Here is a 15,518-nt window from a genome sequence, read left to right as displayed (position 1 = left end):
AAGTAGGGGATTTGGACATGTTAATACGAAATGAAATTTGCGTAAAAGTGCCTGCCAGTACAGCAAACTTGGGTCCTGGGTTTGATTGCTTAGGAATGTCACTAGATTTATATATATGGATTAAAATGAAGGTGAGTTCAGACCAAACGATCATTAAGCACTATGGTGTTGCCGCAGAAGGCGTACCACTGGATGAAAATAACCTCATTTACAAAGTGGCTCAACAAGTTTTTGAGAGATGTGATGTACATGCGCCTTATTTACACATCGACATCTACAGTGAGATTCCATTATCAAGGGGACTTGGAAGTAGCGCCTCTGCTATTGTTGGAGGTATGGTAGCTGCCAATGCATTATTGAAACAACCACTTTCCAAAGATACGTTATTTCAAATGGCAACTGCGTTGGAAGGACATCCAGATAATATTGCCGCATCGCTCTTTGGTGGCGTTGTGATTACAACTTATGATGGCAAGCAGGCAGAGTGTATCCGTGTTGAAGTACAAAGTAATTTGATGTGTTTAGTTGTAGTACCTGCATATACGTTACCTACAAGCGAAGCAAGAAAAGTACTGCCAGCATCTGTATCATTTCAGCATGCCGTATATAACAACACACATACCGCGTTGCTCGTTGCTGCATTTTGTACTGGACAATATCAAGTATTATCGGTAGCGATGCAGGATACGTTACACCAACCTTATCGGGGAACCCTTATACCTGGTCTAGAAGAGTGGATACAAGATGCAAAGCATAATGGGGCTATCGCTGCGGCTTTAAGTGGAGCGGGGCCTACGATGATTGCTTTTACAGATCAAAGTGTCAACGATCCTCAACTTCTAGAACAATATGCCAAACGTTGGATGGAGAAACATAACATAGACGCTGATATGACATGGCTCACGCCTGTGAATGAAGGAGCGCACATCGTAGAGTGCAGTGAAGTATCAGAACTTATAGTAGGTAGAGAAGATAGACAAGGGGGAGTTTTTGCATCATGAGACTGTCTTTTTTGGGACCAGAGGGAACGTTCTCGGAGGAAGCAGCAAGGTTTTTTTTACAGTCATCACTGCCCCAAATTCAATTTGTTCCTTATCAATTGATTTCGGATGTTTTTGCCGCGGCAGTAAACGATGAAGTAGACTGGGCGGTTATTCCTATAGAGAATACCATTGATGGATCGGTAAGTTTACATCTTGATTTGTTAGTACATGAATTCAATATGCCTATATTAACTGAATGGATTTATCCAGCGAAGCAAAATTTGATTGGCACAGACAGAGAGACCCCCATAAACTATGAGGAAATTAAAACGGTCATCTCTCATCCTGTCGTCATCGGACAATGCAGGCAGTTTATTAAACAACATCTTTCCCATGCTGAAATTGAAACAGTAAGCAGCACTGCCAAAGGTGTGACCAAAGTAAAAGCAATCAATGCGCCGCATACGATTGCGATTGGTACTAAACTAGCTGCTAAAAAATATGGATTGGCATTGTTGGATGAGAACATTCAAGAGCATGAAAAAAACTTTACACGATTTATGATTGTGGGGAAAAAGCCGTTGCCTACATTGCAAGGTCAAAAACATAAAACGAGCTTGCTCATTATTTTACCAGAAGATTACGCAGGGGCATTGCATCAAGTACTATCTGCATTTGCTTGGAGAAAAATCAATTTATGTAAAATTGAATCCAGGCCAACGAAAAAAAAGTTAGGCAATTATTATTTTTTTATCGACATTGAAGAAAACATTCAATATATTTTAGTGCAAGAAGCAATAAAAGAAATCGAGGCACTTGGTATTCAAGTGCGAATCTTAGGTTCATACCCAAGTTATGGTTATGAAGCGGCATCTTTGGAGGGATGATATGAAACAACAAATCTATTTAAATGGTGAATTTGTAGCAAAAGAAGATGCGAAAGTATCCGTTTACGATCATGGTTTTCTTTATGGAGACGGTGTTTTTGAAGGTATTCGCATTTACAACGGTAATATTTTTAAATATCAAGAACATATAGATCGCTTATATGACTCTGCTAAGTCCATTAAATTAAATGTTCCTCTTTCTTATGAAGAAATGGAAAAGGCAGTGGTAGAAACCGTAAAAAGAAATCAACTTAAGGATGGATACATCCGCTTAATCGTATCACGTGGTGTAGGAGATTTAGGACTAAATCCAGATTTATGCCCGAAGGCGACAGTCATTATTATCGTCGAACAACTGGCCATATACTCTGAAGAAGACTATCAACGTGGTTTGAAGCTTGTATCTGTTTCTACACGCCGCAATATTCCAGATGCATTAAATCCGAAAATAAAGTCTTTGAACTATTTGAACAATATTTTAGTTAAAATTCAAGCTAATTTAGCTGGTGTGGGCGAAGCATTGATGTTAAATAGAGAAGGCTTTGTTTCTGAAGGTTCCGGAGATAACATCTTTATTATTAAAAATAATAAAATCATTACGCCTCCAAGTTATGTAGGTGCATTAGAAGGAATTACTCGTGCTGCGATCATGGAGATATGTGATACATTAGGTTATGAAGTTCATGAAGAACCGTTTGCACTACATGATGTGTATGTTGCAGATGAAGTTTTCTTGACAGGAACAGCTGCAGAAGTAATTGCTGTACGTGAAGTGGATGGTAGAGTCATTGGCAAGGGAGAAGCGGGTCCCATTACTTTAAAGTTACTTGATGAGTTTAGACATCTCGTCAATATCGATGGACTTAAAATATAGCACGGTAAAGTAAAAGATGGTTGAAAAAAATAGCATCAATAAAACAAATGAATAGTCAAGATGTCATGAAAATCCTGTTTTATTCCAAATAAAACAGGATTTTTGCTTTCTTAAGTACAGATGAGAAGCTATAATGAGTGTATATTTATGTGATATAGGGAGTGAGGACATGAAACCGTTATTACAGTTTGACGAAACATTATTGGATAATAAAGATCAATTTAAGGATGATTTTTTTAAAAGAAAATCGTTACGTCATGCGGATAAACCATTGGAGTTAAATGATCATGTTGCTAAAGATTATTTATTTCCAACGCTGTATAGTGATGTGACCTGTGCCATCGGTATATTTATGTGCAACTACGATAAAGCAGTACAATTAATGCCTCATCCGTTGATGAAACCCGTAAAGATGCCACAAAAAAGATCTTTAGTTGTTTTCTCATGCTATATTTATAAAAATGTACTCGGAATTCCATCTTATAACGAAATAGCGATGACGATTCCCGTTCTGATTAACCCTTCCTTTAGCCCGCCAGTGTTACCTATGATTGCGGAGAAAATGTTTCCTAACTTCGGCTACCATGTTTTTTCCATGCCTGTGACGTCACTTGAAAATCAAATAAGAGGAAATAAAATATGGGGTCTACCAAAAGTAACACAACAGATTGATATGAAGAAACAAGGGGATTATTTTGTCACTACAGCAATGGAGGAAAGTGGAGAGACTTACTTTGAGTTATCTATTCCTATGGAAGGGAAAGAGACACATTTTGATGTGTCATCTAATCTATATTCCGTATTAGATGGGGAATTATTACAAAGTGAAACGAACTTTAAAGCAGATTTCAACATGAATAAATACATGAAGAAATTATGGAACAAAAATAATAAACCAAATCACGAGTTTTTGAAACTAAGTGACACGCCGAGTGGGAAGTTATTACAACAATTAGAAATGGAACAGCACCCTTTTCAAACAAGATTTGCGGAAGGCATGAATAGTAGTTTTGACCTTTCAAATCCAAACTATAAGGCACCGAAATAAGGCGATGTATATAAAATGTAGGGAGTGGATGATATGAGTATCCAACACAAAAAAGTGGTGATCTTTGGAGCAGGAGCTGTAGGAGGATCACTAGCTGCATGGATGGTTCCACATCATGATCAAACTTACATATTGGATAAGCCAGAAGTGATAAGTCGCATCGAAGAGCATGGTTTACAAGCTTATTTAGAAGGGGAAAAGGAGCAAACTCCCCTCGTACATGTAAAAGGGTTAAGTGATATAACTCAAATAGATAACGCAGATATCATCATTATTGCTGTGAAGAATTACAGTTTGGATGGGGTAGCTAAATTAATAAAAGATAACATCAAAGGCGATCCCATTATCGTCGCATTGCAAAATGGCATACAAAATCAAGACATACTCCCTCAGTATTTTAAAAAAATCATTTATGGTGTCGTTGGCTACAATGCATGGTTAGATGAGCCAGGCATGGTTGGGTATCAAAAAAAAGGCCCTTTTATATTAGGTACACCAGATAATACACTACAGGAAGAACTGAAAGAAGTCGCTAGTTATTTTCAACTAGGCGTAGAGACAGTAGCAACGGATCACTTGCAAGATGCTGCTTATTCTAAAATGATTATTAATTTAACGAATTCCTTTACCACATTAGTAGGGCATAAATATCGTGAAATTTCGGAATTTTCTTTATTTAAAAAAATACTAACGAACTTACTATACGAAGGAGTACAAATTGTAAAAGCTTCGGGATATAAGGAATGTCGACTAGGCGGCATGCCTTCGTGGAGAACGATGACCGTCGTAGTTAAACTACCTGACTTTATGACAAATAGCATATTCAAGAAAAATTTAGCTAAAATGGTGCTGAGTAGCATGGGTCAAGATGTGTTGCAGCGTAAGGGAAGTGAGACAGAATTAGAATCATTGAATGGTCATTTTATAGCGCTGGCGAACAAAGTTGGACACAAAGCACCATACAATAGAGCAGTGTACGACATGTGTCAGGAGAAATTTAAGGAAGTACCTTTTCAGCCTATTACTGAAGAGGAAGTATGGAAGCGCATACAAATACAAATGAAAAAAGGATAGCAGTTTTAGAGTTATAACAAGATATATAAGATATAGTTTGAAGAAATAACGATATAAGTTTACGCCTGAACTTGTTTCTCCAACTTATCTATTTAGGAAAAGGAAAAGAGCATGGAAGCGATACGCTCCTTAAAAGTTAGTTTTTAACACTTACTTTTGGGGTGCTGTACGTGAGGCATGTTCTTTTTTTTATTCTTTTTATTTTTTTGATGTCAAATTGTAGGCAGATGCATAGACTGTACTAAATGAGGATATAGAAAGGGAGGAATAAGTGTGAAGATTCATATTGTAAAACCTGGGGATACGTTTCAATCTATTTCGGAAAGGTACGAAGTAGACGTGGAACAGATTAAAGAAGCAAACCCAGAGCTTTATATGATGGATGAATTGGAACCAGGCACTAAAATATTTATTAGTCAAAAGAAAAGCCAATTTCATAACGTTAATATAAATGAAGATATGTTTATAGAACAGAAAGTGGGAATTCATACTAGAGAGGACAAAGCATCGAATCATGAGGGGGAAGATGCATTTAAAAAAGAAAAAGATGAATCACTGTCCACATCATTTATGGAGGAAAATCAAGTGATGAATTTCTATGATCTTCCAGATGTACCTCAGCTAGATGAAGAAGAGCAAACGTCTATTCAAAATCAAAATGATCAACAAGATACATCACGTAAGCAGCAAGCTCAAGCTGGAACCCATGCAAATTATGCTCAGCCTTATCATGTCAATCCATTTCAGGCTCAAGAGTACACTACTCCACATCATCACTCCTCTTCCTGTGGTTGTGGGTGTGAGGACTGTCAACATCAACAATATATGCAACATGCTTATCACGGATTCCAACCATATCAACAGAACCCTTATGGTTACTATCCAGGTACTGCATCGGTGTTCAATACGTATCAACCTTATCAACAAGGTGGTCCAATGTTTCCGATGCAAGGGATGATGCAGCCTATGCAATCCATGCAAGGGATGATGCAACCATACCTAACGTCAAGAGAAGTGGTGGAGAGTATATTAGGGTATGACCCTCAAAGTGTACGAGAATTTGAACCTGATGAAGATGAGCAGCCGGAAAGCAATGCAACCAGTAAACAGGTCAGCGTGAAGAAAAAGCGGAAGACACCAGCAAGAAAAAAGCGTCAGGCATACAAAGGAAAAGGTCATATTTGAAAATTGAATATCCCCTTCTGTAATGGTTAATAATACAAAATAGCAAGGTTGTATTTTATCTAATGCATCGTTGATGTGTAACTCATAGAAGGGGATGTCACAAACATGTTTTTAAACATATTACGTAAAATAAAAAAAATATATCGAAAGTCTAATAAGCTAGTTTTAGGTGGGGGCATCATTCTTCTTTTATGCTTCATCTCAGCTACTTGGGTGATATTTTTAAAACCTGAAGCCTCTCCTGTTTTTCAATCTCAAATCAATGATGTGAATGTCGTCACAAACAATGACACACAGATGATAGATGAAAAAACAACGTATGATGTGACTTTACAAAAAAAATATTTATGTGGAGAAGAACAAACTTTTTTGGGTCCTAAAAAAGGACAAGATATCCTTGCACTACTAGCGGACGAAAAAACATGGAAGCTATTACATTTACGTGATGATCATATTGTTGTGATGGAACAGATTGCCGACTTATCTCCTACATGTAAACAACATGCTTATATAGGATTAGACGAGCAAGGAAATTTAAGCTTGTTCCAAGGAAAGCCTAGTGGAAATAACATTATTCAAACATTTTTTCAAATTGATATTGAGTATTTAGAGAGTAGTGTTCCTAGAGAGACAATGCAACAGTTATATCACGGCATACGGATTCGTGATTTTGATGAATACAACAGCGTACTTTCTACATTTAGCGATTATGCTATACAATACCTTCAATAAACATGAAACAGTTTGATGACATTAAACATCAAGCTTACATCAATATGCTGTATACATATAAAGGAGAATAGGCATGGAAACGCAGGCTTACACTGCTATAGCTATATTTTTAATTACCTATGCTTTTATTATTTCTGAAAAAATTCATCGCACGATCATTGCCATGTTGGGTGGAGCAGCCATGCTCGTTTTCCGAATTGTAGATTATGAGGGGGCATTGCATCATATTGATTTCAACACGTTGGGTTTGCTGACAGGGATGATGATCATTGTCGCTATTACAGCAAGAACAGGTCTGTTTAAATATTTAGCGATTGTATCCGCTCAAAAAGTGGGTGGTCACCCTTTAAAAATATTAGTAGCGCTGAGTTTGATTACCGCAATAGGATCCGCTTTCTTGGATAATGTAACAACAGTGTTACTGATGGTTCCTGTTACATTTAGCATTACAAGGCAACTACAAGTGAACCCACTTCCATTTCTAATTTCAGAAATTATTGCATCTAACATTGGTGGTACAGCAACCATGATTGGAGATCCTCCCAACATTATGATTGGGAATAAAGTAGAGGAATTAGATTTTATCGATTTTATTATCAATCTAGCGGGTATTGCTATTTTCATTATGATCATTACGATTGCTATCTTAGCGTTTTTATATCGTAAGCAAGTGAAGACAACGGACAAGCTTAAGAAAAGTATTATGAATCTAGATGCAGCTGATGAAATAACGGATAAAAGATTACTGCTAAAGTGTATGATTGTATTAGCAGGCACCATTATCGGGTTTTTCTTGCATTCTATTTTAGATATCGAATCCTCTGTGATTGCCATTACAGGAGCGTTTATTTTATTGTACCTCGTAGGAGAATCTTATATAGAAGATGCATTAGAAAAAGTGGAATGGACGACGATCTTTTTCTTTATCGGATTATTTGTCCTTGTATCTGGTTTAATTGAAACACAAATCATTAGTTTGCTAGCAGACAAAGCGTTAGCGTTTACAGGTGGGGATTTGACTGTGACATCCATGTTGATCTTATGGATGAGTGCGATTGCCTCTGCTTTTGTGGACAACATTCCATTTGTGGCAACGATGATTCCGATGATTCAAGAGATGGGATACAGCATGGAAAATATTGAACCACTATGGTGGAGTCTAGCATTAGGAGCTTGTCTCGGTGGTAACGGAAGTTTAATTGGTGCAAGTGCCAATGTCATTGTCGCTGGTTTAGCTGCAAAGGAAGGACATCATATCACGTTTGTAAAGTTCCTGCTTATTGGTTTTCCATTAATGATTTTATCTATAGTGATCGCAACGTTTTATATTTATTTGCGCTATTTGTTTTAGCAGTATGCGTACATGTTTATAATATAACATCTAATATATCGTAAAGGAGTTACTCTCTTGCTTACTTACGAATACAATACTGAAGACTTGACGATAGAAGAAAAAAAGAATGGAAATGATCATGAGTTTACTATTTTGATCATAAAAGAGGAACTATGTGAAAAGTTGTTAGAGGTACGTTATTTTTTCGAAAATAATGATATACATACCGATGTTTTATTTTATACACACAATAAGGAAAACGAGTACCACATTATCGTTCGCAATGATATGTACGTGAGTTTTCTTCTTCTTTTATTCCAGCATCAATTGATTCAAAGCTTGAAATGGTAAAATAAGATGAATGAACATGATATACAGTGACCCAAAAGTTTTCTTGTGAATCTTTTGGGTCTTTCTTTTTATACAAAGGAGTTCAAACCAATAATATAAGGTGCAAAAAGGAAGCAACGAATAAAAGAAAACGATGAATTCCAAGTTTGATGTTAAGCTTATATTTGATATAATGGATTTTGATACATATGTTCGCTTGAGTTAGAAAAGACAGGGGAGAAATAGATTGAGAATTATTGGTATAGATCCTGGTATCGCTATTGTTGGTTTTGGAATTATAGATAAAAAAGGGAGTAAGCTCACTCCGGTTCAATACGGATCTATCCAAACAGAAGCACATACCGATATTGCTTTGCGGTTAAAACAAGTTTATGATGCTACCATACAGCTTATCGATAAATATAAGCCTGATGCGATGGGAATTGAGAAATTATTTTTTAATCGAAATGTGACAACGGCTTTTACAGTTGCGCAGGCACGGGGTGTGCTTATGCTAGCCGCTGAACAAAAAGGACTGAAAATCGCAGAATACACCCCACTACAAGTCAAACAATCTACTGTAGGATATGGGAAAGCGGAAAAGAAGCAAGTGCAGGAGATGGTCAAAATGCTACTTCATTTGAAAGAAGTACCTAAGCCAGACGACGTTGCGGATGCTTTGGCTGTGGCCATTTGTTATGCCCATTCTTCTCACTTGCAAATGAAAATGAATGAGGTATGGAGAAATGATTGATTTTATTAAAGGTGAAGTACTTCTCATTGAGGAAGATTATATCGTAGTAGAAGTACAAGGAATAGGCTATCGTATTTTTTGCCCCAATCCATTTCAGTTCACATTACATAGTCAAGTGACGATGTATACGCATCACCATGTGAGGGAAGATGCTATGCATTTATTTGGTTTTTCATCAAGAGAAGAACAGAAGCTATTTCGAAAACTATTAGATGTGAACGGCGTAGGACCGCGAGTAGCAGTAGGGATATTAGCAGCTGGGAATCCTCACTCCTTTACTACTGCCATTCAACAAGAAAATATTACTGTGTTGACGAAATTGCCTGGCATAGGAAAGAAAACTGCGCAACGACTGATCTTAGATTTGAAAGGCAAACTGCCTGAGGTGGCTATGGATAGCACAGATACCAACATTTCAAGTATGAGCACGGTTGCTGACACTAGTCTTAGCTTCGAAACCAAAGAGGCCCTGCAATCGTTAGGTATTTCTAGAGATGAGGCAGATATGATCTGGCAGAAGATAGAGCATCAAGTGACAGCAGACGACAGTGTAGATGCTGTCTTAAAGTTGGCATTAAAACAGCTTCATCAAGGGTAAGGAGGGAGAGTAAGTCATGGATGAGCGCATTATTTCAGCTAATTTGATGATGGAAGACGAAGCGGTGGAATTAAGCTTACGTCCACGTTCACTTCGTGAATACATCGGTCAATCTAAAGCGAAACAAAATCTCGAGATATACATTGAAGCAGCAAAACAGCGGAACGAGGCTTTGGATCACGTCTTATTGTATGGACCACCTGGACTTGGGAAGACAACGTTATCTAACATTATTGCCAACGAGATGGGTGTAAATATTCGTACGACTTCAGGTCCAGCGATAGAACGACCAGGTGACTTGGCAGCTATTTTGACTAACTTGCAAGAAGGCGATGTATTGTTTATTGATGAAATTCATCGCTTACATCGAACGGTGGAGGAAGTACTGTATCCTGCAATGGAAGATTTTGCGTTAGACATCATTATCGGCAAAGGTCCAAGCGCTCGCTCGGTGAGGTTGGACTTACCTCCGTTTACTTTAATAGGAGCTACAACTCGAGCGGGATTGTTATCTGCACCACTTCGAGATCGCTTTGGCGTTTTATCTCGTTTGGAGTATTACACCATAGAAGAATTGACGATTATTGTGAACAGAGCCGCAGATATTTTGCAAGTACAAATAGATGATGTAGCAGCAGAAGAAATAGGAAAGCGTTCGAGGGGAACGCCAAGGATTGCTAACAGATTGTTGAAGAGAGTAAGAGACTTTGCCCAAGTAAAAGGGGACGGCATTATTTCGCTTGAAATGGCACAACAGTCTTTAGCATTATTACAAGTAGATGATATTGGCCTAGACCATATTGACCACAAGTTACTGCATGCGATTATTCAATCCTTTCAAGGCGGACCTGTTGGACTTGATACGATTGCAGCGACAATTGGCGAAGAAAGTCAGACGATTGAAGATGTATATGAACCGTACTTGCTGCAAATCGGTTACTTACAACGCACACCAAGAGGAAGAATGGTTACGCCTCATGCTTATCAACATTTAGGGATGCAGCCGCCAGAACGCAAATAATTTTCAATATAGGATTCGATGGTGACACATTGTTTGTTGTTTGTCGAACCCTATATTTTTGTGTGTAGTTTTATGTCAGAACTGCAACTTTTACAAAAAAATAGAGTCTATATAAGTTAAATGAACTTGTTCAAGCAACTTATTACCGCTAAACATAAGATGGAGAAATTACAATATTACAGCCTTTACGCCTGGCAACTGAGGCGTAAACTTATACTTATTATTTCTCAATCTTAAATATAAGTTGAAGAAAAAAGTTCAAGCAACTTATTACCGCTAAACATAAGATGGAGAAATTACAATATTACAGCCTTTACGCCTGGCAACTGAGGCGTAAACTTATATTCAATTATTTCTCATCTTTATTTAAATAAAAATAAGATACAATGCATCTAAGGAAGGCAGGTAAATATTTATGTGGAGAGTAAACAAAAAATTACTATTTATTTTCGTATTGGTGTGTGTTGCTGTATTTAATTTATCAGCTACAAATGCTGCTGAGACGGATGAAATCGAAGTTGCTTTATATATTGCTGATATTGAAAGCGTGCCAACCGTTTCGTTAAGTGCAGATAGTAACTTGACAGTATCTTCTGTCCAAAATGAAAGCTATTTTATTTCAGATCGTATGATAAAAGGTAGTCGTGATGTATTTACGTTGAAATTACCTTCCACAACCGACTACAGCGAAGCCGTAAGTTGGAAAACAACGCTACAAAGCCAAACAGATCATACATATATTTTGATTTCTAAAGCGAATGGCGAAAGTAATTATACGGTATACGGTGGATCATATTCACAGTATGAAGATGCAAAAAAAATGAAAGAAAAAATACAATCTACTACTTCTTCATTAAGTAGTATTGATATTGCAGGAAACTATCATATTGCAGCTGGAGAGTATACTACCGCTTCTAGCGCAAAAGAAGCTGCTGCAAATTGGCAGCAACAAGGTATACCTGCCTATGCTGGAATGTTTGTATCCAGCAATGCAAACGGTTATACTGTTTTTCTGGGAGAAGAATCTTCTAGCAACGCATTAGAACAGTTGAAGTCCAATGTGAAAAACATCGATAGTTCTACCAACATAGAAACGGTGTCCACATCAGATGCTTATATTCTAATAAAAGATGATGCGACAATCAGCAGTGGAATAGCAAGGGATCATTATTTTTATTCGGATGCAACGAAGATGCAAGTTAGTAGTGAGGATCCGATAAAAGTAATAGAGAAAAATGGTAGACAATACCGAGGTATGATGGAGCTGTCTACATATAAGAATGAACTAGCGCTAGTCAATGTACTTCCAATTGAGCAGTATTTATATTCTGTCGTTGGTAGTGAAATGTACGGTAATTGGCCTATTGAAGCGTTGAAAGCACAAGCAGTTTCTGCTCGTACGTATGCTTTAATGCAAGGGGTGAAGTATGATATTGCTAACGTATCTGACACGACAAGGGATCAGGCCTATTCTGGAGTTACTGCAGAAACAACAGGTTCCATTCAGTCCGTACAAATGACAGAAGGGGAAGTGCTTGTGGATGCATCTTCTGATAAAATGATTACGCCGTTCTATTCTTCTAATGCTGGTGGTATGACTTCTGATCCAAGTGAAGTCTGGGAATCTGACATACCTTATCTTACTCCTGTAGCTAGTCCAGATGATAGTGCAGGCGATAGAGTAAGAGAATGGCACCGCATCGTGCTACAGAATGGAACGGTAGGCTATACAAGTACAGAGTTGCTCACCAGTTCAGGTAAAAACAATAATATTGGTTTACCAATATATCAATCCAATACTAGTGCAGTAAACGTAAGACCAGCACCTTTTGTTGCTGAAAGTAATGCACCTATTCATCAATTGCAACTTGGGGAAAAGGTGATCGTTTTAGATACAGTACAGGAGTCCAATGCATATAGCTGGATCTATGGCCCTTATAGCGAAGATCAATTAGCACTTATGATTGAAGATGCAACAGATGAAAACATATCCAGCATTTCTTCCTTAGAAGTATCTAAGCGAGGTACATCCGGTCGCGTAACAGAAATAAAGTTGAATGGTGACGTATTGGAAGTCAAGTATCCTGATTACTATAGAACAGTGTTCGGAGGATTACGTAGTACAAGGTTTGAAATTGAAAACATGGGTGAGTATTACGTTATGTCAGGGAATGGACAAGCAACAAAATCATCTAGTTCTAGCATGGTTGCTTTGAATGGTGACGGAGAAAAAGTTGAGGTGTATGACGAAACGTTCTTTGTCATGGATGCGGACGAAAACATTAGTGTCAAAACACAAAGTGATCAATATCAATTCGTAGGAACAGGATTTGGACACGGTTTAGGAATGTCTCAGTATGGAGCAAAACAGTTTGCTGATTTAGGGTATGACTACAAATATATTTTGCAATACTACTACCAAGGTGTGGAAATTAAAAAAGGATGAGAATAGCATGAACGTTGATTTATTTGATTTTGACTTACCAGAGCAATTAATTGCACAGAAACCTCTACAGGAAAGGACACATGCTAGGCTCTTTGCGCTGAACAAAACGACAAAAGAAATGAAGCACGATACATTTGCTCATTTTATCGATTATTTGCAGGAGGGTGACGTGCTTGTGTTAAACAACACAAGAGTCATACCTGCAAGACTGTACGGGAAAAAGAGAGAGACAGGGGCTCATGGGGAGTGCTTGTTGCTACGCAACGTGGAAGAAGACAGCTGGGAAGCACTCATTAAACCTGCAAAGCGTTTTAAAGTCGGAACGATCATTGATTTTGGTATAGAAGAAAGCCAGTCACCACTGCTGACAGCGGTAGTAACAGAAGAAAAGGAAATGGGACTACGCACACTTCGTTTTTCATACGAGGGCGATTTCGAAGCTATTCTAAATCAACTAGGGGAAATGCCACTGCCTCCGTATATTAAAGAGAGGCTAGAAGATCGTGAGCGCTATCAAACGGTTTATGCTGCTTCAGATCAAGCAGGCTCAGCAGCAGCACCTACTGCCGGTCTACACTTCACTCCGGCGTTACTAGAGGAAATTAAAAACAAAGGGGTACATATTGCATACGTCACACTGCATGTAGGGCTAGGTACGTTTCGTCCTGTGTCTGCAAATACAGTAGAAGAGCATGAAATGCACTCCGAGTATTACCATGTTCCAGCAGAAACAGCTGCTATATTAAACGATGCAAAATCGCAATCAAGACGAGTCATCGCGGTTGGGACTACTTCTTGTAGAACGTTAGAAACGGTTGCGTCTAAGCTACAAGGTGAACCATTTAAAGAAATGAGCGGATCTACAGATATCTTTATGTATCCCGGGTATTCATTTAAACTTGTAGATGCACTTTTAACTAATTTTCATCTTCCGAAATCCACGTTAGTGATGCTGGTTAGTGCATTTGCTGGTAGAGAACTCGTTATCGATGCTTACGAAGAAGCCATTAGAGAACAATATCGCTTCTTTAGCTTTGGAGATGCGATGTTCATCTTTTAAAAGTATAGAGCTTCAAGAATCGACATTATTTTGTTAGGGGAAAGGAAATAACATGGCCATACGTTATGAATTAATCAAGACATGTAAACAATCAGGAGCTAGACTTGGAAAATTACATACTCCGCATGGAGAAATTGAGACACCTATTTTCATGCCTGTAGGAACACAAGCGACAGTAAAAACAATGAGCCCAGAGGACTTGAAACAACTCAAGGCACAAATCATACTAAGCAACACGTATCATTTATTCCTTAGACCAGGGCATGAACTAATTCGTGAAGCTGGTGGATTACATAAGTTTATGAACTGGGATCGACCTATTTTAACAGATAGTGGAGGATTTCAAGTATTTAGTCTGAGTGAAATGCGAAAAATAACAGAAGAAGGGGTGGCATTCCGCTCCCATCTTAACGGAGATAAATTATTTATTTCACCAGAAGTTGCAATGGAAATTCAAAATGCACTTGGTTCCGATATTATGATGGCTTTTGATGAATGTCCGCCTTATCCAGCAGATTATAATTATGTCAAACAATCCACAGAACGTACAAGCCGTTGGGCTGAGCGCTGTTTGAATCATCATGAAAGAAAGCACGATCAAGCTTTATTTGGCATTGTACAAGGTGGAATGCATGAAGATTTACGGAGACAAAGCGTCGCGGACTTAACCTCCATGGATTTCCCAGGCTATTCTATTGGTGGACTGAGCGTTGGGGAACCCAAAGATATCATGTACGAAGTACTAGAATTCACGACTCCATTGTTGCCGACGCACAAACCGAGATATTTAATGGGAGTAGGCTCACCAGATGCTCTACTTGAAGGTGCAATTAGAGGCGTGGATATGTTTGATTGCGTATTACCTACACGAATTGCACGTAATGGTACATTGATGACAAGCCAGGGAAGATTGGTCGTCCGTAATGCAAAATATGCAAAAGACTTCGGACCACTTGATCCGAACTGTGATTGTTACACTTGTAAAAATTATTCCCGTGCATATATTAGACATCTTTTGAAAGCAGATGAAATTTTCGGAGTTCGATTGACGACTTACCATAACCTTTATTTTTTGGTACAATTAATGGAGCGCGTCAGAGAAGCCATAAGAGAAGACAGATTGCTTGATTTCAAGGAAGAGTTTTTCGATGCTTATGGTCTCCATGATAATAAGCGTGGTTTTTAATGTTGAA

15 protein-coding genes are annotated in these 15,518 nt (G+C 38.1%); all 15 read left to right on the top strand.

Annotated elements, in window-relative coordinates; all coding sequences use genetic code 11:
* Positions 1–17 precede the first annotated feature (17 nt).
* Positions 18–1,001, top strand: coding sequence for a homoserine kinase (thrB, locus tag D1Z92_RS12255; RefSeq protein ID WP_128895967.1), 984 nt, complete (start codon positions 18–20; stop codon positions 999–1,001).
* Complete coding sequence (gene pheA / locus D1Z92_RS12250) at positions 998–1,870, top strand: prephenate dehydratase (RefSeq protein ID WP_128895966.1); 873 nt, start codon at positions 998–1,000, stop codon at positions 1,868–1,870. Before thrB ends, pheA begins: the two co-directional genes overlap by 4 nt.
* Before the next feature lies 1 nt (position 1,871).
* Positions 1,872–2,744, top strand: a complete 873-nt coding sequence (gene ilvE / locus D1Z92_RS12245; protein ID WP_128895965.1) for a branched-chain-amino-acid transaminase — start codon at positions 1,872–1,874, stop codon at positions 2,742–2,744.
* 169 nt (positions 2,745–2,913) lie between these two features.
* Positions 2,914–3,792 (top strand): acetoacetate decarboxylase family protein, encoded by an 879-nt coding sequence (locus tag D1Z92_RS12240; protein WP_164931604.1) that lies wholly within the window; start codon positions 2,914–2,916, stop codon positions 3,790–3,792.
* 33 nt (positions 3,793–3,825) lie between these two features.
* Positions 3,826–4,866, top strand: a complete 1,041-nt coding sequence (locus D1Z92_RS12235) for a ketopantoate reductase family protein (RefSeq protein WP_128895963.1) — start codon at positions 3,826–3,828, stop codon at positions 4,864–4,866.
* Between the two features lie 273 nt (positions 4,867–5,139).
* Positions 5,140–6,051, top strand: a complete 912-nt coding sequence (locus D1Z92_RS12230; protein WP_164931603.1) for a LysM peptidoglycan-binding domain-containing protein — start codon at positions 5,140–5,142, stop codon at positions 6,049–6,051.
* Positions 6,052–6,156: 105 nt separating this feature from the next.
* Positions 6,157–6,783, top strand: coding sequence for a BofC C-terminal domain-containing protein (locus D1Z92_RS12225; protein ID WP_128895961.1), 627 nt, complete (start codon positions 6,157–6,159; stop codon positions 6,781–6,783).
* Positions 6,784–6,856: 73 nt separating this feature from the next.
* Complete coding sequence (locus tag D1Z92_RS12220; RefSeq protein WP_128895960.1) at positions 6,857–8,134, top strand: ArsB/NhaD family transporter; 1,278 nt, start codon at positions 6,857–6,859, stop codon at positions 8,132–8,134.
* Between the two features lie 57 nt (positions 8,135–8,191).
* Positions 8,192–8,467, top strand: a complete 276-nt coding sequence (locus D1Z92_RS12215) for a hypothetical protein (RefSeq protein ID WP_128895959.1) — start codon at positions 8,192–8,194, stop codon at positions 8,465–8,467.
* Between the two features lie 226 nt (positions 8,468–8,693).
* Positions 8,694–9,200, top strand: coding sequence for a crossover junction endodeoxyribonuclease RuvC (ruvC, locus tag D1Z92_RS12210; protein ID WP_128895958.1), 507 nt, complete (start codon positions 8,694–8,696; stop codon positions 9,198–9,200).
* Positions 9,193–9,798: a Holliday junction branch migration protein RuvA gene (gene ruvA / locus D1Z92_RS12205; protein ID WP_128895957.1), complete on the top strand. Its 606-nt coding sequence runs from the start codon at positions 9,193–9,195 to the stop codon at positions 9,796–9,798. The genes ruvC and ruvA overlap by 8 nt, the downstream gene beginning before the upstream one ends.
* Before the next feature lie 16 nt (positions 9,799–9,814).
* A complete protein-coding gene (gene ruvB, locus D1Z92_RS12200; protein ID WP_128895956.1) occupies positions 9,815–10,819 on the top strand; it encodes a Holliday junction branch migration DNA helicase RuvB in 1,005 nt (334 codons plus the stop codon).
* 415 nt (positions 10,820–11,234) lie between these two features.
* Positions 11,235–13,265: a SpoIID/LytB domain-containing protein gene (locus tag D1Z92_RS12195; protein WP_128895955.1), complete on the top strand. Its 2,031-nt coding sequence runs from the start codon at positions 11,235–11,237 to the stop codon at positions 13,263–13,265.
* Positions 13,266–13,272: 7 nt separating this feature from the next.
* On the top strand, positions 13,273–14,325 hold the full coding sequence (queA, locus tag D1Z92_RS12190; protein ID WP_128895954.1) for a tRNA preQ1(34) S-adenosylmethionine ribosyltransferase-isomerase QueA: 1,053 nt from the start codon (positions 13,273–13,275) through the stop codon (positions 14,323–14,325).
* Between the two features lie 52 nt (positions 14,326–14,377).
* Positions 14,378–15,511, top strand: coding sequence for a tRNA guanosine(34) transglycosylase Tgt (gene tgt / locus D1Z92_RS12185; RefSeq protein WP_128895953.1), 1,134 nt, complete (start codon positions 14,378–14,380; stop codon positions 15,509–15,511).
* Positions 15,512–15,518 lie beyond the last annotated feature (7 nt).

Source organism: Longirhabdus pacifica, from assembly GCF_004115085.1.
Taxonomy (GTDB): Bacteria; Bacillota; Bacilli; order Paenibacillales; family DSM-105158; genus Longirhabdus; species Longirhabdus pacifica.
This window is presented reverse-complemented; position numbering and strand designations above follow the sequence as displayed.

Coding starts and splice junctions, on each gene's coding strand:
- thrB (WP_128895967.1), top strand. CDS start 18: ATGTTAATACGAAATGAAATTTGCGTAAAAGTGCCTGCCAGTACAGCA.
- pheA (WP_128895966.1), top strand. CDS start 998: ATGAGACTGTCTTTTTTGGGACCAGAGGGAACGTTCTCGGAGGAAGCA.
- ilvE (WP_128895965.1), top strand. CDS start 1,872: ATGAAACAACAAATCTATTTAAATGGTGAATTTGTAGCAAAAGAAGAT.
- D1Z92_RS12240 (WP_164931604.1), top strand. CDS start 2,914: ATGAAACCGTTATTACAGTTTGACGAAACATTATTGGATAATAAAGAT.
- D1Z92_RS12235 (WP_128895963.1), top strand. CDS start 3,826: ATGAGTATCCAACACAAAAAAGTGGTGATCTTTGGAGCAGGAGCTGTA.
- D1Z92_RS12225 (WP_128895961.1), top strand. CDS start 6,157: ATGTTTTTAAACATATTACGTAAAATAAAAAAAATATATCGAAAGTCT.
- D1Z92_RS12220 (WP_128895960.1), top strand. CDS start 6,857: ATGGAAACGCAGGCTTACACTGCTATAGCTATATTTTTAATTACCTAT.
- ruvA (WP_128895957.1), top strand. CDS start 9,193: ATGATTGATTTTATTAAAGGTGAAGTACTTCTCATTGAGGAAGATTAT.
- ruvB (WP_128895956.1), top strand. CDS start 9,815: ATGGATGAGCGCATTATTTCAGCTAATTTGATGATGGAAGACGAAGCG.
- D1Z92_RS12195 (WP_128895955.1), top strand. CDS start 11,235: ATGTGGAGAGTAAACAAAAAATTACTATTTATTTTCGTATTGGTGTGT.
- queA (WP_128895954.1), top strand. CDS start 13,273: ATGAACGTTGATTTATTTGATTTTGACTTACCAGAGCAATTAATTGCA.
- tgt (WP_128895953.1), top strand. CDS start 14,378: ATGGCCATACGTTATGAATTAATCAAGACATGTAAACAATCAGGAGCT.